25 protein-coding genes and 1 tRNA gene are annotated in these 23,522 nt (G+C 65.5%); 13 read left to right on the forward strand and 13 right to left on the reverse strand.

Features of this window, described 5'->3' with window-relative positions:
• The first annotated feature begins 61 nt into the window (after nucleotides 1-61).
• A complete protein-coding gene (locus ACE3SN_RS02490; RefSeq protein ID WP_374527162.1) occupies nucleotides 62-1,228 on the forward strand; it encodes an N-acetyltransferase in 1,167 nt (388 codons plus the stop codon).
• Nucleotides 1,229-1,234: 6 nt separating this feature from the next.
• On the opposite strand, the gene ACE3SN_RS02495 is transcribed toward ACE3SN_RS02490, so the two are convergent.
• Nucleotides 1,235-2,491 (reverse strand): dicarboxylate/amino acid:cation symporter, encoded by a 1,257-nt coding sequence (locus ACE3SN_RS02495; protein WP_374527163.1) that lies wholly within the window; start codon nucleotides 2,489-2,491, stop codon nucleotides 1,235-1,237.
• 90 nt (nucleotides 2,492-2,581) lie between these two features.
• Here ACE3SN_RS02495 and glmM point away from each other — a divergent pair, with 90 nt between their 5' ends.
• From glmM to thiD, 3 genes are read left to right on the forward strand one after another with little or no spacing between them, the layout of a single operon-like run.
• A complete protein-coding gene (gene glmM / locus ACE3SN_RS02500; protein ID WP_374527164.1) occupies nucleotides 2,582-3,925 on the forward strand; it encodes a phosphoglucosamine mutase in 1,344 nt (447 codons plus the stop codon).
• On the forward strand, nucleotides 3,918-4,142 hold the full coding sequence (locus ACE3SN_RS02505; protein ID WP_374527165.1) for a DUF1272 domain-containing protein: 225 nt from the start codon (nucleotides 3,918-3,920) through the stop codon (nucleotides 4,140-4,142). Before glmM ends, ACE3SN_RS02505 begins: the two co-directional genes overlap by 8 nt.
• 13 nt (nucleotides 4,143-4,155) lie before the next feature.
• Complete coding sequence (gene thiD / locus ACE3SN_RS02510; RefSeq protein WP_374527166.1) at nucleotides 4,156-4,905, forward strand: bifunctional hydroxymethylpyrimidine kinase/phosphomethylpyrimidine kinase; 750 nt, start codon at nucleotides 4,156-4,158, stop codon at nucleotides 4,903-4,905.
• Nucleotides 4,906-4,977: 72 nt separating this feature from the next.
• Here the strand turns inward: thiD and ACE3SN_RS02515 are convergent, their stop codons facing one another.
• The 4 genes from ACE3SN_RS02515 to ACE3SN_RS02530 all read right to left on the reverse strand — a co-directional run bounded on the left by ACE3SN_RS02515 (nucleotide 4,978) and on the right by ACE3SN_RS02530 (nucleotide 7,505).
• Nucleotides 4,978-5,850, reverse strand: coding sequence for an LOG family protein (locus ACE3SN_RS02515; RefSeq protein WP_374527167.1), 873 nt, complete (start codon nucleotides 5,848-5,850; stop codon nucleotides 4,978-4,980).
• 66 nt (nucleotides 5,851-5,916) lie between these two features.
• The gene (locus ACE3SN_RS02520; protein WP_374527168.1) at nucleotides 5,917-6,081 is read right to left on the reverse strand and encodes a hypothetical protein; all 165 of its coding nucleotides are present in this window, start codon (nucleotides 6,079-6,081) and stop codon (nucleotides 5,917-5,919) included.
• A gap of 70 nt (nucleotides 6,082-6,151) precedes the next feature.
• Nucleotides 6,152-6,225 (reverse strand) — tRNA-Gln (locus ACE3SN_RS02525).
• A 116-nt stretch (nucleotides 6,226-6,341) separates the two neighbouring features.
• Nucleotides 6,342-7,505, reverse strand: coding sequence for a cytochrome P450 (locus tag ACE3SN_RS02530; RefSeq protein WP_374527169.1), 1,164 nt, complete (start codon nucleotides 7,503-7,505; stop codon nucleotides 6,342-6,344).
• Between the two features lie 118 nt (nucleotides 7,506-7,623).
• Between ACE3SN_RS02530 and ACE3SN_RS02535 the strand changes: the two genes are divergently transcribed.
• The 3 genes from ACE3SN_RS02535 to ACE3SN_RS02545 all read left to right on the forward strand — a co-directional run bounded on the left by ACE3SN_RS02535 (nucleotide 7,624) and on the right by ACE3SN_RS02545 (nucleotide 10,512).
• On the forward strand, nucleotides 7,624-8,520 hold the full coding sequence (locus ACE3SN_RS02535; protein WP_374527170.1) for a helix-turn-helix domain-containing protein: 897 nt from the start codon (nucleotides 7,624-7,626) through the stop codon (nucleotides 8,518-8,520).
• A 103-nt stretch (nucleotides 8,521-8,623) separates the two neighbouring features.
• Nucleotides 8,624-9,856 carry a Ppx/GppA phosphatase family protein gene (locus tag ACE3SN_RS02540; RefSeq protein WP_374527171.1) on the forward strand — a complete coding sequence of 411 codons (1,233 nt, stop codon included), beginning with the start codon at nucleotides 8,624-8,626 and terminating at the stop codon, nucleotides 9,854-9,856.
• On the forward strand, nucleotides 9,853-10,512 hold the full coding sequence (locus ACE3SN_RS02545; RefSeq protein WP_374527172.1) for an RlmE family RNA methyltransferase: 660 nt from the start codon (nucleotides 9,853-9,855) through the stop codon (nucleotides 10,510-10,512). Before ACE3SN_RS02540 ends, ACE3SN_RS02545 begins: the two co-directional genes overlap by 4 nt.
• A gap of 4 nt (nucleotides 10,513-10,516) precedes the next feature.
• On the opposite strand, the gene ACE3SN_RS02550 is transcribed toward ACE3SN_RS02545, so the two are convergent.
• Nucleotides 10,517-10,867, reverse strand: coding sequence for a DUF3147 family protein (locus tag ACE3SN_RS02550; protein WP_374527173.1), 351 nt, complete (start codon nucleotides 10,865-10,867; stop codon nucleotides 10,517-10,519).
• A 91-nt stretch (nucleotides 10,868-10,958) separates the two neighbouring features.
• Entirely contained in the window at nucleotides 10,959-11,852 is an 894-nt protein-coding gene (locus ACE3SN_RS02555; RefSeq protein WP_374527174.1) for a cytochrome c family protein, read from the reverse strand.
• Nucleotides 11,853-11,969: 117 nt separating this feature from the next.
• On the opposite strand from ACE3SN_RS02555, the gene ACE3SN_RS02560 reads away from it, so the two are divergent.
• Nucleotides 11,970-13,889, forward strand: coding sequence for a biotin carboxylase N-terminal domain-containing protein (locus tag ACE3SN_RS02560; protein ID WP_374527175.1), 1,920 nt, complete (start codon nucleotides 11,970-11,972; stop codon nucleotides 13,887-13,889).
• A gap of 99 nt (nucleotides 13,890-13,988) precedes the next feature.
• A complete protein-coding gene (locus tag ACE3SN_RS02565) occupies nucleotides 13,989-15,512 on the forward strand; it encodes an acyl-CoA carboxylase subunit beta (RefSeq protein WP_374527176.1) in 1,524 nt (507 codons plus the stop codon).
• A 45-nt stretch (nucleotides 15,513-15,557) separates the two neighbouring features.
• Here the strand turns inward: ACE3SN_RS02565 and ACE3SN_RS02570 are convergent, their stop codons facing one another.
• On the reverse strand, nucleotides 15,558-16,826 hold the full coding sequence (locus tag ACE3SN_RS02570) for a multidrug effflux MFS transporter (protein WP_374527177.1): 1,269 nt from the start codon (nucleotides 16,824-16,826) through the stop codon (nucleotides 15,558-15,560).
• Nucleotides 16,827-16,912: 86 nt separating this feature from the next.
• Here ACE3SN_RS02570 and dinB point away from each other — a divergent pair, with 86 nt between their 5' ends.
• From dinB to ACE3SN_RS02585, 3 genes are all read left to right on the forward strand, one after another.
• Nucleotides 16,913-18,034: a DNA polymerase IV gene (dinB, locus tag ACE3SN_RS02575; RefSeq protein ID WP_374527188.1), complete on the forward strand. Its 1,122-nt coding sequence runs from the start codon at nucleotides 16,913-16,915 to the stop codon at nucleotides 18,032-18,034.
• A gap of 200 nt (nucleotides 18,035-18,234) precedes the next feature.
• Entirely contained in the window at nucleotides 18,235-18,645 is a 411-nt protein-coding gene (locus ACE3SN_RS02580; protein ID WP_374527178.1) for a hypothetical protein, read from the forward strand.
• A 102-nt stretch (nucleotides 18,646-18,747) separates the two neighbouring features.
• Complete coding sequence (locus ACE3SN_RS02585; protein WP_374527179.1) at nucleotides 18,748-19,155, forward strand: hypothetical protein; 408 nt, start codon at nucleotides 18,748-18,750, stop codon at nucleotides 19,153-19,155.
• Here the strand turns inward: ACE3SN_RS02585 and ACE3SN_RS02590 are convergent.
• The 5 genes from ACE3SN_RS02590 to ACE3SN_RS02610 form a co-directional block, all read right to left on the reverse strand.
• The gene (locus ACE3SN_RS02590) at nucleotides 19,144-19,623 is read right to left on the reverse strand and encodes an NUDIX domain-containing protein (RefSeq protein ID WP_374527180.1); all 480 of its coding nucleotides are present in this window, start codon (nucleotides 19,621-19,623) and stop codon (nucleotides 19,144-19,146) included. The two genes, ACE3SN_RS02585 and ACE3SN_RS02590, sit on opposite strands and share 12 nt — an antisense overlap.
• Nucleotides 19,611-20,231, reverse strand: a complete 621-nt coding sequence (locus ACE3SN_RS02595; RefSeq protein WP_374527181.1) for a 6-phosphogluconolactonase — start codon at nucleotides 20,229-20,231, stop codon at nucleotides 19,611-19,613. Before ACE3SN_RS02595 ends, ACE3SN_RS02590 begins: the two co-directional genes overlap by 13 nt.
• Nucleotides 20,232-20,290: 59 nt before the next feature.
• Nucleotides 20,291-20,749: a Dps family protein gene (locus ACE3SN_RS02600; protein WP_374527182.1), complete on the reverse strand. Its 459-nt coding sequence runs from the start codon at nucleotides 20,747-20,749 to the stop codon at nucleotides 20,291-20,293.
• Between the two features lie 95 nt (nucleotides 20,750-20,844).
• Nucleotides 20,845-21,393, reverse strand: coding sequence for a hypothetical protein (locus ACE3SN_RS02605; protein WP_374527183.1), 549 nt, complete (start codon nucleotides 21,391-21,393; stop codon nucleotides 20,845-20,847).
• A gap of 47 nt (nucleotides 21,394-21,440) precedes the next feature.
• Nucleotides 21,441-22,244 carry an SDR family NAD(P)-dependent oxidoreductase gene (locus ACE3SN_RS02610; RefSeq protein WP_374527184.1) on the reverse strand — a complete coding sequence of 268 codons (804 nt, stop codon included), beginning with the start codon at nucleotides 22,242-22,244 and terminating at the stop codon, nucleotides 21,441-21,443.
• A 413-nt stretch (nucleotides 22,245-22,657) separates the two neighbouring features.
• On the opposite strand from ACE3SN_RS02610, the gene ACE3SN_RS02615 reads away from it, so the two are divergent.
• Nucleotides 22,658-23,522, forward strand: an 865-nt coding sequence (locus ACE3SN_RS02615; protein WP_374527185.1) for an integrase arm-type DNA-binding domain-containing protein, incomplete at its 3' end; no start/stop codon positions are given.

The raw sequence follows: 23,522 nt of genomic DNA on the forward strand, positions 1-23,522 counted from the left end.
CAGCACCGCGTTACGCACTTCGCGTTTCCCGCTCCCGCTAGAACCGAACAAAGGCAAGATCGTGGCTCAATCCCAAATTTCCATCACTCCGGTCACGACCAAGGCCGATTTCGACGCCTTCATCGATCTGGCCTATCGGCTGAACGCCGACGATCCCAATTATGTGCCGCAGCTGCGCGCAGAAGAAGTCGCCAAGTTCACGCCCAAGGGTAATCCCTTCTTCGAACATGCGCGCGTCCAACTGATGCTGGCGCGCCGGGGCGGGCGCGTGACGGGACGTATTTCGGCGCATATCGACGAACTGGCGCTGACCCAGCCGGTGGAGCAGGGCATGGGCCCCGGCACCGGCAACTGGGGCGCGCTCGAAGCCGAGGACGAGGCCACCGCCGCCGCTCTGATCGCCGCGGCCGAAGACTGGCTGCGCAGCCAGGGCATGACCCGCGTGCTCGCGCCCATGAACCTCTCGGTCTGGGAAGAGCCGGGTCTCTTGGTGATGGGCCACGATCACCCGCCGATGGTGATGATGGGCCACCACAAGCCGCACTACCAGGGCTGGATCGAGGCGCGCGGCTATGAACAGGCCAAGACGCTCTACACCTATGATCTCGACATCACGAAAGAGTTCCCGCCGCTGATCCAGCGGATCGTCTCCTCGGGCGAGAAGAACGGGCGCATCAACGTGCGCAAGGTGGACAAGTCGAAGTTCGACGCCGAAGCCGCGACGATCCTCGACATCCTCAACGATGCTTGGTCCGATAACTGGGGCTTCGTGCCGATCACCGACGCCGAAATCGCCCACACCGGCAAGAAGCTGAAACCGCTGGTGCGCGAAGACCTGATCATGATCGCCGAACTGGAAGGCGAGCCGGTGGCCTTCATGATGACCCTGCCCGATCTCAATTCGATCCAGAAGCGCGTTGTCGGCAAGAACGGCAAGCCCTCGCTGCTCGGCTGGATCAAGCTGGGGCTGTGGATTCTCAAGCCCAAGCACGCCGACATGCGTGTGCCGCTGATGGGGGTCAGGAAGCGCCTGCAATCGAGCCGGCTTGCCAGCCAGCTGGCCTTCATGATGATCGAATATATCCGCCGCGCGGCCGTGGCGAACTATCAGGGTCAGCGCGGCGAGATCGGCTGGGTGCTCGACGACAACCAGGGCATGAACGCCATCGCCGACGCGATCGAAAGCAAGGTCAACAAGGAATACCGGATCTACGCCAAGACGCTGTAAGCCGGTCTAGTCGTGCCCCCGGTCCACCGCCGAGGTTACCGCCACGTCCATCGTGACATTGCCCAGTGTGCGCATGATGTCGGGCAGCATTTCGACTGCGACCAGCAACGCGAGCGGGGCAATCGGCACGCCCATTGCCATGGCGATCGGCCCGACCGAGATCACGAAGCTGAGCGTGCCGGGTAGCGAGACCGAGCTTAGCGAAACGAGGAAGGCCACGAACACCCCCGCCATCAGCGCGGCGGCGGACAGCGGCGTACCGGTGAGGTGCGCGGCATAGATCGCCACGCCCATGTTCATCGCCGGGCTGGTTCCGCGAAAGATCGCGACGGCCAGCGGCAGCACGAAATCGGCGGTCGCATCGCGCACGCCAAGGCGGCGGGTGGCGGAGAGCATCGCCGGCAGGCTGGCAAGCGAGGACTGGGTGGAGATCGCCACCGCGAAGACCGGCACCATCGCGCGGGCAAAGTCGCCGATGCGCTGGCCGCCCAGCACCGCCGCCAGTGCGAAACCGGCGATCAGCACCACCAGTCCGGCCGAACTCACCACCACGATATAGTGCGCCAGCGCGCCGATCGCTTCGGCCCCGGTGTGGGCGCCCAGCGAAATGGCGAGGCCCAGCACCCCGACCGGGGCGAGCAGCAGCACCCAGCCGACGATCACCATCATCGCGGCCGCCAGCGCCTCGAAAAAGCGCGTCATCACCGCGCGCGGCTCGGCTCCGATCCGGGTCAGCGCCAGCGCGAACAGCGAGGCAAAGACCACCACCGGCAGCATCTTGCCCTCGGCAGCGGCGGCGAAGATGTTTTCGGGCATCATTGCCGAAAGGATGTCGGCAAAACCGGGCACCTTGCCGGGATCGGGCACGCCGCCACCGGCGAGCGCCTGCGCCGCGCTGGGCGGCACCGGGAACATTGCGAGAAGCGCCGGAACCAGCAACGCCGCCATCATGCCCGAGGCGAGCAGCACGGCCACGAACAGCCCCACCGCGCGCCGTGCCAGCGCGCCGCCTCCGGCCGCGGCCAGCGTCTGGGAAATACCGGTCACGACCAGCCCGATCACCAGCGGCAGGATGGTCAGCTGCAGGGCGCGCAGCCACAGGCTGCCCGCAGGCTCCGCCACCGCCAGCACCGGATCGAGCAGCGCCGAGCCGCGCAATGCGATCCCGACGGCAAACCCGACCAGCAGCGCGGCAAAGGTCAGCGCGGCAGGTACCCGAATCTCTGGAAAGGTACCCGCGCCGGAATTGCCCGCTTCTGCCATGTTCGCTCCTGAAGTGCCGTATGATCGCGTGACATTAGCGCGGTGAAGCGACATAGCAATTCATCGGGAAAATCATGCTACGAGAGAGGCATGGGAAGACAATATTTCGGCACCGACGGGATCCGGGGCAAGACCAACGCCGGCGTGATGACCGCCGCAATCGCAATGAAAGTGGGGCAGGCAGCCGGCACGCGCTTCCTGCGCGGCGGACACCGCCACCGCGTGGTGATCGGCAAGGACACCCGCCTGTCGGGCTATATGCTTGAAAACGCACTGGTTGCCGGCTTCACCAGCGTCGGCATGGATGTGGTGCTGACCGGCCCGCTGCCCACCCCGGCGATTGCCATGCTGACCCGCGAACTGCGCGCCGACGTCGGCGTGATGATCTCGGCCAGCCACAACCCGTACGAGGACAACGGCATCAAGCTGTTCGGCCCGGACGGGTTCAAGCTCTCGGACGAGGACGAACTCGCGATCGAGGCGATGCTGAGCCAGGACTTGCCGCTTGCCCCCTCGCCCCATATCGGCCGCGCGCGCCGGATCGAGGACGCGCGCGGGCGCTATATCCACGCGGTCAAAAGCTCGCTGCCCGATGACGTGCGGCTCGACGGGCTGAAGATCGTGGTCGATTGCGCCAATGGCGCGGCCTACCAGGTCGCCCCATCGGCGATCTGGGAACTGGGCGCGGAAGTGATCGCGGTGGGCGTTTCGCCCAATGGCACCAACATCAACGACCGCTGCGGTTCGACCCACCTCGAACTGGTCAAGGAAACCGTGGTCGCCAGCGGCGCGGACATCGGGATCGCGCTCGATGGCGATGCGGACCGGCTGATCGTAGTCGATGAACAGGGCGAGACGGTCGATGGCGACCAGCTGATGGCGCTGATCGGCACGCAACTCGCGGCGCGCGGACAGCTGCGCGGCGGCGGGGTGGTGGCGACGGTGATGTCGAACCTTGGCCTCGAACGTTTCCTCGCCAGCAAGGGGCTGGACCTGATCCGTACCAAGGTGGGCGACCGCTATGTCCTCGAAGGGATGAAGGCGGGCGGCTATAACGTCGGCGGCGAACAGTCGGGCCACATGATCCTGCTCGATCACGGCACCACCGGCGACGGCACGGTCGCCGCGCTGCAGGTGCTGGCCGCGCTGGTGAAATCGGGCAAGCAGGCGAGCGAACTGCTCCACCTGTTCGATCCGGTGCCGCAGCTTCTGAAGAACGTGCGCTTTGCTGGCGGCAAGCCCTTGGAGGACGCGAAGGTCCAGGCCGTGATCGCCGCCGCCGAGGCGCAGCTCGCGGGCAAGGGCCGCCTCGTCATCCGCCCATCGGGCACCGAACCGGTGATCCGCGTCATGGCCGAAGGCGACGATGCGGCCGAGGTCGAACAGGTCGTCGATGCGATCTGCGACGCCGTCAAGGAAGCCGCCAATGCTTGAAATGCGCCCCGATTGCGAAAAGTGCGGCGCGGACCTTCCTGCCGACCTGCCCGGTGCGTTCATCTGCAGCTTCGAGTGCACCTTTTGTACCGACTGCGCCGATGCGCTCGACGAACGCTGCCCCAACTGCAGCGGCGAACTGATGGACCGCCCGACGCGGGCCAAGGCCCTCCACGCCAAGTTCCCGCCGTCTGGCGAGCGCAAGTTCAAGGGCTGATGGCGGCGCGCCAATGACCTTGCCACGCATCCTTTCCATTGCCGGGTCGGACAGCTCGGGCGGCGCGGGTATTCAGGCCGACATCAAGACGATCACCATGCTGGGCGGCTATGCGATGACTGCGATCACCGCGCTCACCGCCCAGAACACGCTCGGCGTCACCATGGTCGAGGCCGCCAGCCCGGCAATGGTTGCGGCGCAGATCGACGCCTGCGTCAGCGATATCGGTGTGGACGCGGTCAAGATCGGGATGCTCGGCTCGGCTGAAATTGCGGCGGTGGTAGCCGAGCGGCTTGGGGCCCTGACCGTGCCGATCGTGTTCGATCCGGTGATGATCGCCACCAGCGGCGCGGCGCTGGCCGACAACGAGACGATTGCTGCCTTCGAGCGGCTGATGGCGCTTGCCACGCTCACGACCCCGAATGTGCCGGAACTGGTGGCGCTTGGCGGACACGATGGGATGGCAGCGCGCGGCGTGACCTATCTCGCCAAGGGCGGTGACGCCGAAGGGGAGCGCGTGGAAGACGTGCTGGTCGTCCCCGGCGAGGCGCCGCACGTCATGGCCGGAACCCGCATCCACACGCGCCACACCCACGGCACCGGCTGCACGCTTTCGAGCGCCATCGCGACCTGGCTGGCCAAGGGCTTGCCGCTGCCCGAAGCGGTTGATCGGGCGCGGCTGTTCGTGCGCTCCGCCCTGCGCGCCGCGCCGGGATTTGGTGCAGGCTCAGGGCCGCTGGGACATACCGAGGCGCGCGGGTAGGTTCCTTGTCCGCCTGACGGCCGGTGCCGCGCGAGCTTTCGGCTTTGCCAAACGCGGTCAACGCACCCGAACTCAATCCAGGTCGTAGAATTCCACCACGCGGTCCCACGCCTGTTCCGCCGTTTCGACCCAGTGGAACAAGTTGAGGTCGGCCGGGTTGATCACGCCTTCTTCGGCCAGCGCCTCGAAGTTGATCACGCGGCTCCAGAATTCCTTGCCGAACAGCAGGATCGGGATCGGCTTCATCTTGCCGGTCTGGATCAGGGTGAGAAGCTCAAGGAATTCATCGAGCGTGCCATAGCCGCCGGGGAACACCGCCACGGCCTTGGCGCGCAGCAGGAAGTGCATCTTGCGCAGCGCAAAGTAGTGGAACTGGAACGCCAGGCGCGGGGTGACATAGGGGTTGGGTGCCTGTTCGTGCGGCAGCACGATGTTGAGCCCGATGGTTTCCGCCCCCGCTTCCACCGCGCCGCGATTGGCGGCTTCCATGATCGAGGGACCGCCGCCCGAGCAGACCACGAACTGGCGCTTGCCCTGTTCGACGATCGCGCAACTTGAGGCAATGTGCGCCAGGCGGCGCGCCTCTTCGTAATACTTGGACTTGGCGGCCAGCCGCTCGGCCACGGCCTTGCCTTCGGGCGGGGCATTGGCGACCATTTCCTCGGCCTGTTCGGGAGACGGAATGCGCGCCGAACCATAGCACACCAGAGTTGAGCCGATGTTGGCTTCATCCAGCAGCATTTCGCACTTCAGCAGTTCCAGCTGGAACCGCACCGGGCGCAGTTCCTCGCGCAGGAGGAAGTCGGTGTCGCGGAACGCGAGGTTGTAGGCCGGGCTGCGGGTCTGCGGGGTCGAGCGGTCGTAGCGTTCGACGAAGCCTGCTTCCTGTTCCGCCTTGTAGAAACGGCGGCGATGCAGGCGCTTTTCCTGTTCTTCTTCGGTCATTTCCGCTTACTTGCCCCTCCCCGCGCCGCCTGTCAAAGGGTCAGCGCGGACGGCGGCAAAGCGATCTCAACGGCCCTTGGGCAAACCGCGATGGCGGCGCAGCAGCGAAGCCTGCCCGCCCATGCGCCGCGGCATGTCGCTGGCGGGCCTGCCCCAATCCGCGGGAATGCCCGGAATCGTGGTCAGCCAGAGGTTGAAGTCGAAGGGCGAGTCGAGGCGCTGGTCGGTCATGCGGCACAGATGCCCGCGATGCGCGACACCATGATGACGCGCCGCCCAAAACAGTAACCGAATTGTAAGGTGGATGCCCCGCGAGGATTCGAACCTCGATAGACGGAATCAGAATCCGTAGTCTTGCCATTAGACGACGGGGCAATGAGGGGGCGCCTCTAACCGCCGCTCCCCGGAGGGTCAAGGGGGATTCGCCGGTTTGGGGCATGGCGCCGGGCGGGCATGGAGCGGGTGGGCCCGCCCGGCCCCTGCCCGGCGCGTCAGGCGCGGGCGAGACGCAGCACTTGCGGGCTGCGGAAGTTCGACGATGGCACCCACGGCAAGGTCTGATCGACGCGGGTGAAATCGGGCACGGCTTTCAGGAATTCGCTGAACACCACTTCGGTCGCCACGCGCGCCAGCATCGCCCCCAGGCACGAATGGACGCCGCCGCCAAAGCCCAGGTGGCGCTTGGGCCGCCGCGTGATGTCATAGCTGTCGGGATCGGCGAACATCCGCTCGTCGCGGTTGGCGCTGCCATAGCACAGCATCACGAAGTCACCCTCTTTCATGGTTTGCCCGTGCAACCCGGTATCGACCTGCAGGCACCGCTTGAAGCGCTGGGCCGAGGTGTTGAAGCGCAGCGATTCTTCCATCGCATCGGGGATCAGCCCATGGTCGGCCGACACTGCGCGGCGCGCATCGTGCGCGTTCGCGAGGTTGTAGGCGAACATGCCGAGGAAGCCCGAAAGCGATTCGATCCCCGCCATGATCAGCGTGGTGACGGTCAACTGCACTTCCTTGTCGAGCAGCTTTTCGCCGTCGATCTCGGCCGTGATGAAGTTCGAGAGGAGGTCATCGCCCGGGTTCTTCTTGCGCTCCTGCACCAGGTTTTCTGCATAGTCCGCCATCCAGCGGAAGGCGCCGAGGTGCTCTTCGGTCTTCTGCCGGGTCTTGGCGTCGGTCTGGACCATCAGCACGGCATTGTCGCGCACCTGCTCGGCGCCTTCGCGCGGCAGGTTGAACAGGTAGAACAGGAGGTCGACCGTAACCTTGGAGCCGTAATCGCCAACGAAGTCGAACACGTCCTTGTCGCGGATTTCGACCAGGTGTGCCTGGCAGGCGGCGCGAGCGGGTTCGAGGATATGGTCAAGCGCGCGCTTGGTCATGGCCGACTGGATCAGCGAGCGCAGCCGGTCGTGACGCGGCGGATCGCTGCTGCCCAGCGTGGAGCCGGCGCGGCCCGGGAACTCGTCGATCAGGTTGCCCTTGGCCGAGCTGTAGGTGCGCCAGTTGGTCAGCGCGTTCAGGACGTCGTCATAGCGCGAGAGCACCCACATCCCGGCTTCTTCCGACCAGAAGCAGGGATATTCGTCGCGCAGCACCTTGTAGGCCGGGAACGGATCGGCATCGAAAGCCGGGTCATAGGGATCGAAGCGGAACATTGCCGCACCTCCTCTCCAATGCACTTATGGCCGCGATGATGGCCCAATCCGGTCGCCTTGCCGATCCACGTTTCGCGCAATGATTTGCACTTTTCGATCAAACTGGCACAATGCGGCAATGGCTCGCCCACCCGCTCCGGATATGCCGAATTTCGCGCTTTACGGCGAAGAAGAGCGTAATGTTGCCGCTGAATTCATTCATGTGGAGCGGATTGCCGAACGATCAAGCCTGTATGAATGGACCATTTCTCCGCACCTTCATCCCGGCATCTTCCAGATCCTGTTGCTGAGCGACGGGGATAGCGAACTGGTCACCGACGAAGCGCGGCAGGCCCTCCATCCGCCCTGCCTGGTGATCATTCCGTGCGGCGCGGTCCATGCCTTCCGCTTTCCGCCCGATGCGCAGGGGTGGGTGCTTTCGGTTGCCGATGCGTTGCTGGCCGATCCGCGTATTGCCGGCCTGGGCGCGGCGGCGGCCCTGCGTGAAGGATCGCCCCGCCAGCTGTCGCTGCCGGCGGGCGCGCTTGGCGAACTCACCGAACCGCTGATGGCGCTGCTGGCGGGTGAGGCGGGCAGCGGCGGGCCGCTCGCGCTGACCGCGCTGGCCCTGCTGCTCGCCGCGGCGGAACGCATCGCAGGCCAGCAGCAGGCCGCCCGCAGCGTCTCGCCGGATCGGCGGATCGCTTTGGTGCGGCGCTTTACCTCTATGGTCGAAGGGCGCTTCCGCGAGCATCCCAGCGTTGCCGACTATGCCCGCGCGCTCGGCACCACACCCCAGACGCTGACCCGCGCCTGCCGCTATGCGGTGGGCAAGCCGCCTGGCGAGATCGCGCAGGATCGCCTGCTGCGCGAGGCCGTGCGCGCCTTGATGTTTTCAACCGCCAGCGTTGCCCAGGTTGCGCACGATCTGGGCTTTGTCGATCCAGCCTACTTCTCACGCCTGTTCAAGGCCCGCACCGGGCGTGAACCCAGCCGCTTCCGCCGCGAACAGGCCTGGAGTTACGCCCTGCGCTAGCGCGTGAACCCGGCGCTCTTGCCCGATTGCGCAAGCAGGTCTACCATCGGCGTCAGGTACTCGCCGCGCTCGGCGGGAAAACGATAAGAAGAGTGATTGAGTAATGGCGGAAGAACTTCCGCCGGAATTGCGCAAGGAGGCTGAGTACGAGCGAAACGGACAGCAGGAGGAGCGCAGCGATTCGCCTTCCCGCACCGCAACGCCAAGCCCCCGGCGCCTGCCCGGCAGCCGCACTGAAGAGCGTGGATCGCGCGAAGACGCGAACCGCACCGACCAGCGGCAGAACCAGCACCAGCCCTACACGTCCAGTTATCGGCAGGCTTTCGCCGCCATCGACCTCGGCACGAACAATTGCCGCCTGCTGATTGCGCGGCCGAGCGGCGAGAACTTCGTGGTGATCGACGCCTTCAGCCGCGTGGTTCGGCTGGGTGAGGGCCTGGCCCAGACCGGACGGCTGAGCGAGGCGGCGATGGACCGCGCGCTTTCCGCGTTGCAGGTCTGTGCCGACAAACTGCGCCGCCGCAACGTCTACCTCGCCCGCTCGGTCGCGACCGAGGCTTGCCGCCGGGCCGAGAACGGTCCCGAATTCATCGAGCGCGTGCGCGAGAAGACCGGCATCATGCTCGACATCATCAGCGCCAAGGAAGAGGCCCGCCTCGCCGTGCTCGGCTGCCATCTGCTGCTCGAACAGGGTGAAGGCCCGGCGATGATCTTTGACATCGGCGGTGGCTCGACCGAACTGGTGCTGGTCGAAAACCAGCACGGGACGATCCCGCGCATCCATGACTGGCAGAGCGTGCCCTGGGGCGTCGTCTCGCTTACCGAGACCTGCGGGGACGAGCCGGAAGGCGAAATCGCGCGGGCCGAGCGTTATGCGAAAATGCGCGGCCTGGTGCGCGATAGCCTGGCCCCCTTTGCCAAGCGCATAACCGAACATCTCGCGCGGTCGGAGCAATCGCATCCGCTGCGCCTGCTCGGTACCAGCGGCACGGTCACCACGCTGGCCAGCCTGCACCTGGAACTGCCGCAATACGACCGGCGCGCGGTCGACGGCCTGATCGTGCCAGCCAGCGCGATGCGCGACATTTCGGTCCGGCTTTCCGGTCTTGGCCCAGAAGAACGCCGAGCCCAGCCCTGCATCGGGCGCGAACGCTCGGACCTGGTGGTGGCGGGCTGCGCGATCCTTGAGACAATCCTCGACCTGTGGCCGGCGGACCGGCTCGGCGTGGCCGATCGCGGCATTCGCGAAGGCATTCTGCGCAGCCTGATGAGCGCGGGCGACGCCGCCGAAAAAAGCCGCGCAGCCTTGCGCCAGGCGCGAAGGAACCAGTCATGACCCGGTCCGGCAAGAACCCGAACGAGCGCCTGCGCACGGCCAAGAAGCGCTCGACCAGTTCGGCGCGCTGGCTGACCCGCCAGCTCAACGACCCTTATGTGAAGAAGGCCAAGGCCGAAGGCTGGCGCAGCCGCGCGGCGTTCAAGCTGATCGAACTCGATGACAAGTTCGGCCTGCTGAAAGGCGTGCACCGGGTGGTGGACCTTGGCATCGCGCCGGGCGGGTGGAGCCAGGTGGTGCGCCAGCGTGCGCCCAAGGCGGCGGTCGTGGGGATCGACCTCTTGCCGACCGATCCGCTGGAAGGCGTGACGATCTTCCAGATGGACTTCATGGCCGACGAGGCCCCTGACGCGCTGATTGAGGCGCTGGGCGGCGCGCCCGATCTCGTCATCTCGGACATGGCCGCGAACACCGTTGGCCACAAGCAGACCGATCACCTGCGCACGATGGGCCTGGTTGAAACCGCCGCGCATTTCGCGATCGAAACGCTCGCCCCCGGCGGCGGCTTCATCGCCAAGGTGCTGGCCGGCGGGACCGACACTGAACTGCTCGCCCTGCTGAAGCAGCACTTTACCACCGTGAAGCACGCCAAGCCGCCAGCGAGCCGCAAGGATTCGTCGGAATGGTACGTGATCGCCCAGGGGTTCAAGGGCTAGGGAATCAAAGCCGCAGCCCGAAGCGCGGACCGACTGCCAGCATCAGGAAGTAGAGCGCGATCGTCAGCGCGCAGCCCGCGAGCAGCGCCGTCCAGAATCCGACGCCGCGGTTAAGCAGTGCCGGGATCAGCAGGAACATCGGCAGCGAAGGCAGCACGAACCAGAAGGTGGCTTCGACATGGGCGGCCATGTTCGCGGCATCGGGCCGGTCGCGCCACAGCCAGATCATCCCCAGCACCGAAATCAGCGGCAGCGAGGCGACCAACGCGCCGAAGCCCGGGAAGCGCTTAGCCAGCTCCGAAACCACCGCGATGATCACGCCCGATAGCGCTGCCTTGATTGCCAGGTACCACATCGGCTCCAATTGCCCTTTCCGGCCAGATCGATGCAAACGAAAAAGGCGGAGCCTTGCGGCCCCGCCCTTTCGTTTTGCGCTCGCCCGAGTCTTACTTGACGGACTTGAGATAGGCGATGACGTCGGCGCGTTCCTGGTCGTTCGACAGGCCGGCGAAGGTCATCTTGGTGCCCGGTGCAAAGGCCTTCGGGTTCTTCAGCCATTCGTTGAGCGTGGCGTCATCCCACTTGCCGCCCTTGCCCTTGAGCGCATCGGAGAAGGCAAAGCCACCGCGGCCCTGCGCCACGGCTTCGCCGGCAACACCGGCGAGGTTCGGACCGATGCCGTTGGCGCCGCCCGGATTGATCGTGTGGCAAGCCTTGCACTGGGCAAAGGCCTTTTCGCCCTTGGCGGCATCCCCGACGACGGCGGCCGGTGCAGCCTTGTCACCCTCGGCGCCAGCGGCGGGAGCCGCCGGAACCGCCGGAAGCGGCAGGTTCGAACCTTGCGAGTTGAGGTAGACGATCACGTTGGCGCGTTCGGCGGGATCGGAAATCCCGGCAAAGCTCATCTTGGTGCCGGGCGCATAGGCCTTGGGGTTCTTGAGCCAGTCATTCAGGCTGGCGAAGTCCCACTTGCCGCCCTTGCCCTTGAGCGCATCGGAGAAGGCAAAGCCACCGCGGCCGGCGGCAACGCCGTCACCCAGCACGCCATAGAGATTCGGGCCGATGCCATTGGCGCCGCCCTGGTTGATCGTGTGGCACGACTGGCACTGCTTGAACGCGGCTTCACCCTTGGCCGGATCGGCGGCGGCGAGCAGCGCTTCGAGGCTGACTTCGGCCTTGCCGCCTTCTTCCGAGGCAACGCCTTCGATCTCATAGCCCATCTTCTCGGGGCGATGGTGCTTGTCGGCCTTGAAGTAGTGGCCGCTAACGCTGGCGAGACCGAGGGCAACGATGCCCGAAAACAGCGTCCAGCCGGCAATGGTATTGAAGCGATCAGCCATGGAATTTGCCCCGTTGGGAAAAGCGCTCTTGAAGGTTTGGGCAGCGCTCTAGTGTCGGCATGGCCCAAGTGCAAGAGCCATTGCGGCTGCGGCAATTGCCGCCTAGCCATGTTTCCCATGTTTTCTTCGCTCCTGATCGCCAATCGCGGCGAAATCGCCTGCCGCATCATCCGCACCGCCCGCGCCATGGGGATTCGCACCGTGGCCGTCTATTCCGATGCCGATGCCCGCGCGCTCCACGTTCGCCAGGCCGACGAGGCGGTGCACATCGGCCCTTCGCCCGCGCGCGAAAGCTACCTTGTCGGCGAGAGAATCATCGCCGCCGCCAAGGTTTCCGGCGCTGAGGCGATTCACCCCGGCTATGGCTTCCTCTCCGAAAACGCCGACTTTGCCGAAGCGGTAATTGCCGCCGGACTGATCTGGGTCGGCCCCGATCCGGCGAGCATCCGCGCCATGGGCCTGAAAGACGCGGCCAAGAAGTTGATGCAGGCTGCGGGTGTGCCGGTGACGCCGGGCTACATGGGCGATGACCAGAGCGAAGCGCGCCTTCAGGCCGAAGCGGACGCGATCGGCTATCCGGTGCTGATCAAGGCCGTGGCGGGCGGCGGCGGCAAGGGGATGCGCCGGGTCGATTCGGCGGCGGACTTTGCCGACGCGCTCGCCTCGTGCCGGCGCGAGGCGGCGGCCAGCTTTGGCAACGATACGGTGCTGATCGAAAAGTACGTCCTCTCCCCCCGCCACATCGAAGTGCAGGTGTTCGGGGATGCCCACGGCAACGTCGTCCACCTGTTCGAACGCGATTGCAGCCTGCAGCGCCGCCACCAGAAAGTGATCGAGGAGGCCCCCGCCCCCGGTATGGACGAAGCCACCCGCGAGGCGATCTGCGCCGCCGCCGTACGCGCGGCCAAGGCCGTGGACTACAAGGGCGCGGGCACGATCGAATTCATCGCGGATGCCAGCGAGGGCCTGCGCGCCGATCGCATCTGGTTCATGGAAATGAATACCCGCCTGCAGGTGGAACACCCGGTGACCGAGGAGATCACCGGGGTCGATCTGGTGGAATGGCAACTGCGCGTCGCGGCGGGCGAAGAACTGCCCAAGCGGCAGGATGAGCTGTCGATCAACGGCTGGGCCATGGAAGCCCGGCTCTATGCCGAGGATCCAGCGAAAGGGTTTTTGCCGGCGACCGGCATGCTTGGCCCCCATACCCAGCTGCGCGGCTATGCCCGAATCGATACCGGCGTTGAGCGGGGGGACAGCGTTTCGCCCTTCTATGATCCGATGATTGCCAAGGTAATCGCGACCGGAGCCGATCGGGCCATGGCGATCCAGGATCTGCGCGAAACGCTCGAAGGGGTCGTCACCTATCCGCTGCGCAACAATGCCGCGTTCCTGTGCCGCCTGCTCGAACGGGAAGAATTCGCCAAAGGAACGGTCGACACCGGATTCATTGCCGCAAAGCTCGACGAACTCACCCAGCCGGCACCGCCTTCGCAGGCGGTTCTCGATGCCGTCGCGACAGCGCTGGCGGCCCAAACTGGCGGGGACGAGGCCAGCGATGCGCTGTTCGGAACAACGCTGCGACGGTTTCGCAGCCCGTGGAATTGCGCAGTCGGCTTTCGGGTCAACACCGAGGCGCAACTGGGCGTCGTCGTCAACGATGGGGAACGCAGCTATCGCGGCCAGCTTGGTGACGGCACCGCAGGGATCGCCCACTGGAGCGAGGGCGATGGCGTGCTTGCCGCCGATCGCGGCTCGGCCTGGCTGTTCACGATCGGAACCCCGCGCGGCTCGTTTGCGGGCGGGCTTGCCGATGGCGCGATCCTTTCACCGATGCCGGGCAAGATCATCGCGGTCGAGGTGAGCGCAGGCCAGGCCGTGACCAAGGGGCAAAAGCTGCTCACCCTGGAAGCTATGAAGATGGAACACACCCTTACCGCGCCGTTCGATGGCACGGTGGCGGAGCTGCTCGCCGTGCCTGGCGGACAGGTGCAGGTAGAGGCGCTGCTGGTGCGGATCGAGGCGGCGGAACAATAATTCCCACCCCAAGCCCCTCCCGCTTGCGGGAGGGGAGCGAGACTTGCCGGGCCGCAGGCGTGGCTAGTCGCAGCAGGGTGGGCCTGGAGAGAGAACGGGATGAGCTGGAAGAACGAAGTCGAGGAACTGCGCACGCGCCGCAAGCTGGCCGAACAGATGGGCGGGCCGGAAAAGGTCGCCCGCCAGCACGCGCGCGGCAAGCTGGATGCCCGCGCCCGCATCAAGGGCCTGGTCGATCCCGGCTCGTTCCGCGAAATCGGCAAGATCGCAGGCAAAGGCTCCTATGGCCCCGATGGCGAGCTGCTTGATCTGGCGCCCTCCAACCTCGTCTTCGGGCGCGCCAATATCGAAAGCCGCCCGGTCGTCGCCTCGGCTGACGATTTCACCGTGCGCGGCGGGGCGGCGGATGCCGCGATCCACCGCAAGTTCGTGCAATGCGAACAGATGGCCCACACGCTCAAAATCCCGCTGATCCGCATGATCGACGGAACCGGCGGCGGCGGCTCGGTCAAGACCCTGGAAGAAATCGGCGCAACCTATGTGCCGGCCACCCCGGGCTGGGGCGAGATCGTCAAGAACCTTGAAACCGTGCCGGTCGTCGCACTGGCGCTGGGGCCGACGGCGGGGCTGGGCGCGGCGCGCGTGGTGGCGAGCCATTACTCGATCATGGTCAAGGGTCTCAGCCAACTGTTCGCCGCCGGTCCCGCCGTGGTCGAAGCCATCGGCGAGGCGAGTGACAAGGAATCGCTTGGCGGGTCGGTGATCCACACCCGCAACGGCGTGGTTGACGAGGAAGTTGGCAGCGAGACCGAGGCCTTTGCCCGCGCGCGCAGATTCTTGTCCTACCTGCCGAGCCATGTCGGGCAGGCCGCCCCGCGCACCGCTTGCAGCGATCCTGTGGACCGCCGCGATCAGAAGCTGGTCAGCCTTGTGCCGCGCGAGGCCAAGCAGGTCTATTCGATGCGCAAGCTGCTGGAGATGGTGTTCGACCACGGCTCGGTATTCGAAATGGGCCGCCTGTGGGGCCGCGCGGCGATTACCGCCTTTGCCCGGCTCGATGGCTGGCCGGTGGCCGTGCTGGCCAGCGATCCCAGCTTTCTGGGCGGATCGTGGGACGCGCGCACCAGCGAAAAGGCCGAACGATTTATCAAGCTGGCCGACCAGTTTCGCCTGCCGGTGGTCCACCTGGTCGACAATCCGGGCTTCATGATCGGGCTCCACGCCGAAAGCACCGGCACGATCCGTTACGGCGTCAACGCGATGAACGCGATCTACAAGGCCACCGTGCCGCTGTGCAGCGTGATCATCCGCCGCGCCTATGGCATCGCCGGGTCGGCCATGAGCAATGCCGAGGCGTTCCAGTACCGCTTCGCCTGGCCTTCGGGCGACTGGGGCAGCCTGCCGATCGAGGGCGGGATCGAGGTTGCCTACAAGAGCGAGATCGAGGCGGCGGAAGACCCGCAGGCCCACCTGGAAGCGATCCGCGAGCGGCTCAACCGCGTGCGCAGCCCGTTCCGCACGGCTGAGCGGTTCGGGATCGAGGACATCATCGATCCGCGCGAAACCCGGCCCTTGCTGTGCGAATTTGCCGATCTGGCGTGGCGAGCCTTAGGTCAGGCCTGAGCCGGCCTGCCTGGCCCAAACGGGTCACTCGGCCGAAATGGGGGGTCAGTGCAGGTCCGGTTCGGGAACCGGACGCGCCATGCCCGGGGGGTTAAGGCGCCGGAACAAACGTCCCCGTTCGCTGACCAGCACCAGCGCCAGCGTGACCAGACCGCAGGCCAACAGCGAAAGCGCCAGCGGTCGCGCGGTGTTGTCGAACGCCTGCCCGATCAGCCCGCCCAGCAGCGCGCCCACGGCCATGCGGGTAAAGGACTGGAACGAGCTGGCCGCCCCGGCAATCTTGGCGAACGGCTGCAGCGCGATCGAACCGAAGTTCGCGCCGATAAAGCCCATCAGGCAGATGTTGAGGCCCATCAGCGGCACGAATTGCCACAGCGTTTCGTGGCCCGAAAAGGCCTGCCAGACCTGTGCCAGGCTGACGACGATATAGGTCAGCAAAGCCGCATGGCTGACCCGCCGCGCCCCGAACCGTTCAACGATCCGGGCGTTGGAAAAGTTGGCGAGCGCAAGGCCGGCGGCGAGCATCGCGAAAATCAGCGGAAACCTTTCGCCCGCACCGAAATGTTCGGCCACCAGTTGCTGTGCGCTGTTGATATAGCCGAACATCCCGGCCGTCAGCAGCGCGCCGCCCACGACATAGCCCAGGGCCGCCCGGTTGGTCGCCGCGGCCGCCATGTTGCCTGCGATCGTGCGGACGGCGATCGCCTGACGATACTGTGGGTTCAGCGTCTCGGGCAGACGCAGCCAGACCCAGGTCCCGACGACCAGCGCCATCACCGCCATGCCGCCGAAGATCCAGCGCCAGCCCGCCACCAGCAAGACCGCCTGGCCATAACTGGGCGCGATCATCGGCACGAACATGAACACCACCGAAATGGTCGACATCGCGCGCGCCATCCGGTCGCCGCCAAACCGATCGCGGATGATCGCGCCGGGCAGCACCGACAGCGCCGCGCTGGCAATCGCCTGGGCCGCACGCAGTACCAGTAGCATGGTGAAGTTGGTTACCAGCGCGCAGCCGATCCCGAGCAGAATATAGGCCGCAAAACCGAACATCAGCACCGGGCGGCGGCCATAGCGGTCAGCCAGCGCCCCCGGCATCAGCGAGCCGAACCCGGCCGAGAACAGGAACACGCCCACCACCAGCTGGCGCTGGTTCGGATCACTGACGGAAAGGTCGCGCGCGATCTCACCCAGCGCGGGCAGCATGGCATCGATGCACAGCGCCTGGAGCGCCATCATCATGGCCATCATCGCGATGAATTCGCGCTCGCCGATTCTGGTCGGAACTTCGCGGGGAGAGGAAGCGGGCATTTGTGCGCCAATGGCCCCTTGCCGCGGCGCTTACCAGCCCTTTTGCGAATGTTTCGCGAATCCTTATGGCCCGGTATGGTGAAGCCATGGTCGAGACCGGCACCAGCGACGACGCGGACGAGGCGCGCGGCCTCAGGAAGGTGATCCATGTCGATATGGATGCCTTCTTCGCCAGCGTCGAACAGCGCGACGAGCCCGAACTGCGCGGCAAGGCCGTGGCAGTTGGCGGCGATGGTCCGCGCGGCGTGGTCGCGGCCGCTAGCTACGAAGCGCGCAAGTTCGGGGTCCGCTCGGCCATGGCCTCAGTTACGGCACGGCGGCTCTGCCCGCAACTGATCTTTCGCCGCCCGCGCTTCGACGTCTATGGCCGGGTGTCGCGCCAGATTCGCGAGATCTTTGTCGACTATACCCCGCTGGTCGAACCGCTAAGTCTCGATGAAGCCTATCTCGACGTCACGGAAGACCTGAAAGGGATCGGATCGGCGATCCGCATCGCCCAGCTGATCCGGGCACGGATCAAGGCAGAGACAGCGCTTACCGCCAGCGCTGGGGTTTCGTACAACAAGTTCCTCGCCAAGCTCGCCAGCGACCAGAACAAGCCCGATGGCCTGTGCGTGATCCGCCCGGGCGAAGGCGCGCAGTTCGTCGCCCGGTTGCCGGTGCGGCGCTTCCACGGGATCGGGCCGCGCGGGGCGGAGAAGATGGCGATGCTGGGGATCGAGACCGGCGCAGACCTTGCGTCCTGCGACATCCACTTTCTGCGCGAACACTTCGGCAGCCAGGCCGACTACCTGTACCGTGCGGCGCGGGGGATCGACCTGCGCCGGGTTCAGGCCAACCGGGCGCGCAAGTCGCTCGGAGCGGAGCGCACGCTGGAACGCGACATCTCGTCCGGCCCGGTATTGCGCGAAGTGCTGGAGCGGATCATCGACATCACCTGGGAACGCATCGGCAAGGCCGGCGCGCATGGCCGCACGGTGACGTTAAAGCTCAAGCACGCGGACTTTTCCGGGCTGACGCGGGCGCGGTCGCTGGACGAACCTGTTTCCAGCCGGGCGATGCTGGCCGCAGTCAGCCATGGGCTGCTCGACGAAGTCTTGCCACTGGCCCAGCCAGTGCGGCTGGTCGGCCTGACGCTGTCGGCACTGGACGAGGATTCCATGCCACCAGACGCCACCGCGCAGCGGCAGGTCGAATTGCCGTTCTGAAGCCATGCAAGTGTTGCTGAACAGTCGCCCTAAAAAATGTTCAGCTTTCGGACAGTGAAAAACGTGGACATAACAAACAGACTGATTGATTTTAGTCTCTGGAAATCAGTTCTCGCAATGTGACCGGAACTTATGGGCCGGTGGGTGCGAGCAGCGGGGGCGATGACCAGCTGTTTGAACCAACCAAGGGGGTTATTGAAATGAAGTTCCTGTCTACCCTGGCGGCATCCGCCGCTGCCGCCTCGCTTGTCCTCGCCACGCCCGCGAGTGCCAAGGATGACGATCTGAGCTATGAAACGGTCACCCGCTGCGCCGCCTTCAACCTGCTGCTTGCACAGGTCTATGGCGCGGGCGACGGCGCCGACAAGGCCAAGGTCGATCTCTATACCGACCAGGCCGCATCGCTGATGGTCATTGCGACCATGATGACCAGCGCCGGCGACGATGCCGTGGCTGCCGACATCAAGAAGCAGAACGCCGCGATGCTCGATATGATCAGCGACGACAAGGCGACCGACAAGCTGCTCAACGACAACCTCGAGGAATGCACCAACCTTGGCCAGGCTGCCAAGGAGGTGCTCGACGAGCAGACCTCCAAGGACAAGAAGTAAGCGGCAACGAGGCCGGACCGGGTCCGGCCTCACCCGTCCTTCGGGCGGTGGCGCCTCGACGCCCCACCAGATCATTCCCATATCATTCAAGGAAACAGGCTCATGAAGCGTTCCCTTTCGATTGCCGCTGCGCTCGCGCTGGTTGCGCCGATGCTGGTGGCCCAGCCTGTTGCTGCCGCCGAACTGGTCAATGGCAGCTATCAGGAGGCGCTGCGCTGCGCCGCGATCAACACGCTGGTGCTTAGCACCGTCCAGAACGACGACGAATCCAAGATGTCCGAAGAAGACAAGGCGACTGCCAAGGCGGCCGAAGACCACGCGGTGGGCTGGCTTGTCCAGGCCTTGCAGCTCAATTCCAAGGGCGAAGATGCGGTCAAGGCGGACTTCGGCAAGGAAGTCGATTATGTCACCGATGCCGTGACCAACGCCAAGGACAGCGACGCGCTTGAAAAGACCATCGGCTCCGACCTGATGCACTGCATCCAGCGCGAATCCGAACTATTCAAGTGACGAGGTAAGCTCCAGCCAGCTGCCGATCCGCGCGGCCAGGGTTGGTGAAATATCCTCCGGCAGGTCATCGGGGGCGTGGAAGCCAAGGGCGACGATTTCGCGCCCATCCGGCTTCGGCGCCCCTTTTGCTTGTCCGCAGACCACGTGCACGCGGTTGGTCGCGCCGTGGAGCGGATCTTCGGTAATCGTTACCAGCCGCGCCGCGATCAGGGTGCAGCCGGTTTCCTCGCAAAACTCGCGCACGGCGGCCGCGACCGGGTCTTCGCCCCGCCCGATCCCGCCACCCGGCAGCATCCACAAGTTGCTGCCATAGCTGTGCCGGATCAGCATGACCCGGCCCGCCTCGTCAAAGGCGATGACCCGGCAGCCGAGCAGCAAGGGTTTGCGCAGGCGCCACCAGCGCTTGCGCAGGCCATCGGCCAGGCGCAGAGCCACGCGGTGCAGTGGCGGGGGAATCAGGTGAAGCATGTCACCGGTTGCTGCGCCGCCTGAAGCAATCGCGCAACCGGTAGATCGTGCTGGCCGCACACCGCCGCCTCGAACAGGGTCCGCTTGTCCGCGCCGCGGATCACAAACAACAGCTCAGTACTGTCAAGCAAGGCCGGAATTGTCAGGCTCAGCCGGTCGAACGGCGCCTCGGGCGGCAACGGCTCGGGCGTCAGGCGGATCACCTGTTTGGCCGCGTCGGGCCGAGGATCGGTGTTGGGAAACAGCGAGGCGATGTGGCCATCCGCCCCCATACCCAGCCAGGTCAGCGCGAAATGGGGCGGATTCTCCCCCTCGCGCAGCGCTACGACTTTTGCCCCAAACGGCTCCAGCACGGTGCGGATCCGGCCAACATTGCTGGCGGGATGATCTTCGGCGACGATGCGGTCATCGCCCGGCCAGACCGCAATCCGCGACCAGTCGATCGCGGAGCCGGTCAGCCGGGACAGGATCGGAAATGGCGTCGAACCGCCGGGAATGGTGATCGCGACCGGCCCATCCGTTGCCGCGAGCGCTGCGGCCAGATGCGTTTCCAGCCAAGCCGCGATCGCGCCGTCGTCCGCGCCGTCAATCATCAAGGGAGTGCTCATGCCTCCCTCTACCACTGCGGGGGTCCGCACGGAACGGCCCCGCATTGGTATTCGCGGGATCAGGCGATCAGCGAAGAGAGGAACCACACGCGCTGCTGGGCCTGGTCGGTCCAGTCGTCGATCGCGCCATCGGTGGCATTGTCACCCGCCGCGCCGGCCAGCGCCTTGGTCTCGCGCAGCGCCGTGATCAGCGCTGCATTGTCATCGCGCAGCTCGGCAATCATCGCTTCGGCAGGCAGCGTTGCATCGTCCTGCGGCTTGATCCGGGCCTTGTCGGCAATCGCCCCGATCGAAGTGAGCGTCGCCGCCCCGTTCTTGCGCACCCGTTCGGCGATCAGGTCGGTCAGGGCGAACAGCTCGGCCGCCTGTTCGTCAAACAACAGGTGCAGGTCGCGGAACTGGGGTCCGCGCACGTGCCAGTGGAAGTTCTTGGTCTTGAGATAGAGCGCGAAATAGTCGGCCAGCAGGGTGTTGAGGTTGTCTACGAGGGCCTTGGTGGCGTTATCCGTCTTGGTCATGTCGATCCCCATCGATTGCGTTGATGAGGCGTTCTAACCAGACAATACAAATCGCTCCAACCGATTGAATTGGTAACTATGATCGAACAATTCGATCAACGCATCCCCAGTCCCAACCACAGGGCGATTGCCAGCAGCACCAGGCCAAGGACGCGGCGGATGCCCGTCAGGCGCAGTGTCAGAAGGTCTTCCCCGCCGATCCAGCCAGCCAAGACCACCACGGCCCCGCCAATCGCGCCGCCCAGGCCAGCCGCGCCCGGCGTGCCGCTGGCCGCAGCGATTGCAAAGAGCAGGAAGCGCGTGGCATCGGTCAGCTGCTGGGCAAACAGCACCAGCGCGAAGGCGCCGAGCGAATCGGTCGGTTCTTCAGGCACGCGCCCGGGACGGATCAGCAGCATTTCGAGCGCGGCGATGCCCAGGACCAGCGCGGCGAGCATCTGGCGCGTCGGCGCATCGACCCGCAGCCCCATTTCGCGCGCGGCCCAGCTCGCCACCCAGGCCGTGCCCGCCGCGCTCGCCAGCGCGACGACCAGCGCCGTCACGCGCCGCCCCTGCCGCGCGGACAGCCCCGCGACGATCAGTTGGTCGCGCGCACCGATCCCGGCAACCACGCAGGCCAGCAATGCAAACAGGAACCCCGCCATACCCGGCAAAGGGGCATGGCTGGCGCAACGCGTCAAGGCTTTGCCGTTCAGGGCCCGGCGTAAACCCGCGCCAGTTCGCCCGGCGAAAGCGGGTGCGAGGATGACAGCCCGCCGTCCACCACCAAGGCATGGCCGTTGACATAGCTTGCCAAAGGCGAGGCCAGGAACAGCGCCGCCCCGGCAATCTCCTCGGGCTCGCCGCCGCGCCGGGTCGGGTTGACCTGGCCGATCTTGCCCATCTTGTCATGCGCGCGGGCATAGTCATACGAACGCTTGGTCATGCCGGTCTCGATCAGGCCGGGGCAAATCGCGTTGACCCGTACCCCGGTTCCCGCAAGCTGCTGCGCTGCGGTCTGCACAAGATTGATCACTCCCGCCTTCGATGCCGAATAGGACGCCGGCCCCGCGCCCGAGCGCAAGCCAGCGACCGAGGCGGTGCAGATGATCGCCCCGCCCCCGCGCCGCACGATCGCAGGCGCGGCATGCTTCACCGCCAGGAACGGTCCGATCAGGTTGACACGCAGAATCTCTTCCCAGTCTTCCGCCTCGCTGTCCCAGTACCCGGCCTTGGCGCCCGAGATCCCGGCGTTGGCGTAATAGATGTCGAGCCCGCCAAACTCGCGCTCCGCGCGCGCGACCAGCTCGGCAACCGAAGCCGGGTCGGCGGTGTCGCACTGGTGCGGATGGATCAGCGGATCGCCAGCCGGGGTTTCATGGACGCTATCGGCCCGGTCGGCCGCAATCACCGTTGCCCCGGCCCGCGCGAACAGCCTGCTGGTCGCCCGGCCGATGCCCGAGCCTGCGCCGGTAACGATGGCAACCTTGCCGGCCAGATCAATTGCAACACTCATGTCCCGTCCTCTTCCCAAAGCGCATGGCAGCGCCGGCTTCGTGTCTCACATTCCGGGGAGGAAGGGCATTTGTTTGCACGCATTACGACGCGCGCGCGCGAACAAGTCAAGCACCGCGCGCAGATCAGCTCACGCGAAACGACGCAGCCCCGACGGGGAAAACCAATTGATTTTTCGGTAAGGAACTGGAGCGGGCGAAGGGATTCGAACCCTCGACCCCAACCTTGGCAAAACGAAACAAGCCATTACGCCACTGTAGCCGAATCTACGAAATATGACGGTATTTCCGTTATTTGTTGCAACTCTCTTTACGACGCCGTAGCCTCAAAATCGCCACGAAACGGCAAATTTTGGAGACAATATGGAGACAGAAGGCCTCGATCCGAGCTTTGTCTCCAAATGGAGTCGTAAGCATGCCGACTGCCAAGATCAACAAGCGCTCGGTCGATGCCTTCAGCGCGGATGGACAGCCGCAGGCTGTCTTGTGGGACAGCGAAATCCGGGGCTTTGGCGTCCGGGCACTTCCGTCCGGGCTCAAGACGTTCATCGTTCAGTACCGCAATGCCGAGGGTATCAAGCGACGGATCAACCTCGGTCGATATGGCGTCATCACGGTCGAGCGGGCTCGTGACCTCGCGAAGATCAAGCTTGGCGAAGTGGCCTCCGGTGAAGACCCGGCCCTGGCCGTCCATGAGGCCCGCAAGGGGATGACCGTTGCCCAGATGTGCGACTGGTATCTCACCGAAGCGCGGGCCGGGAACATCCTTGGACGCAAGAACCGACCGATCAAGGAATCGTCACTCAAGATGGACGAGAGCCGGATCAATACGCACATCAAGCCGCTGCTCGGCAAGCGGCACGCCAAGCACCTGACCATTGCCGAGGTCGAGCAGATGCAGTCCGACGTTCGGGACGGCAAAACTGCCAAGGCGCGTGGAGGAGGACGTGGAGGCAAGGCCGCTGGCGGCCCTGGCGTCGCGGCGCGCTGCCTTGGCACGCTTCAGGCGATCCTGGGCCACGCCAAGCACAAAGGACTGTTGACCGAGCATCCCACACGCGGCGCCAAGAAGCTGGCCACCAACAAGAAGACGCGGCGGCTCAGTTCGGCCGAGATCATCGCGCTGGGCAAGGCGATGGCCTATGCCGAGCGCAATGGAGAAAACCTCACCGCACTCGCGGTTGTTCGGCTCCTGGCCCTGACCGGCTTCCGGCGAGAGGAAGGCCAGGCAATGAAGCGTGCATGGGTCCATGCCGAAGGCGGCTTCATTGCATTTCCGG

The sequence above is a fragment of the Novosphingobium sp. genome (assembly GCF_041915465.1).
Classification (GTDB): Bacteria; Pseudomonadota; Alphaproteobacteria; order Sphingomonadales; family Sphingomonadaceae; genus Novosphingobium.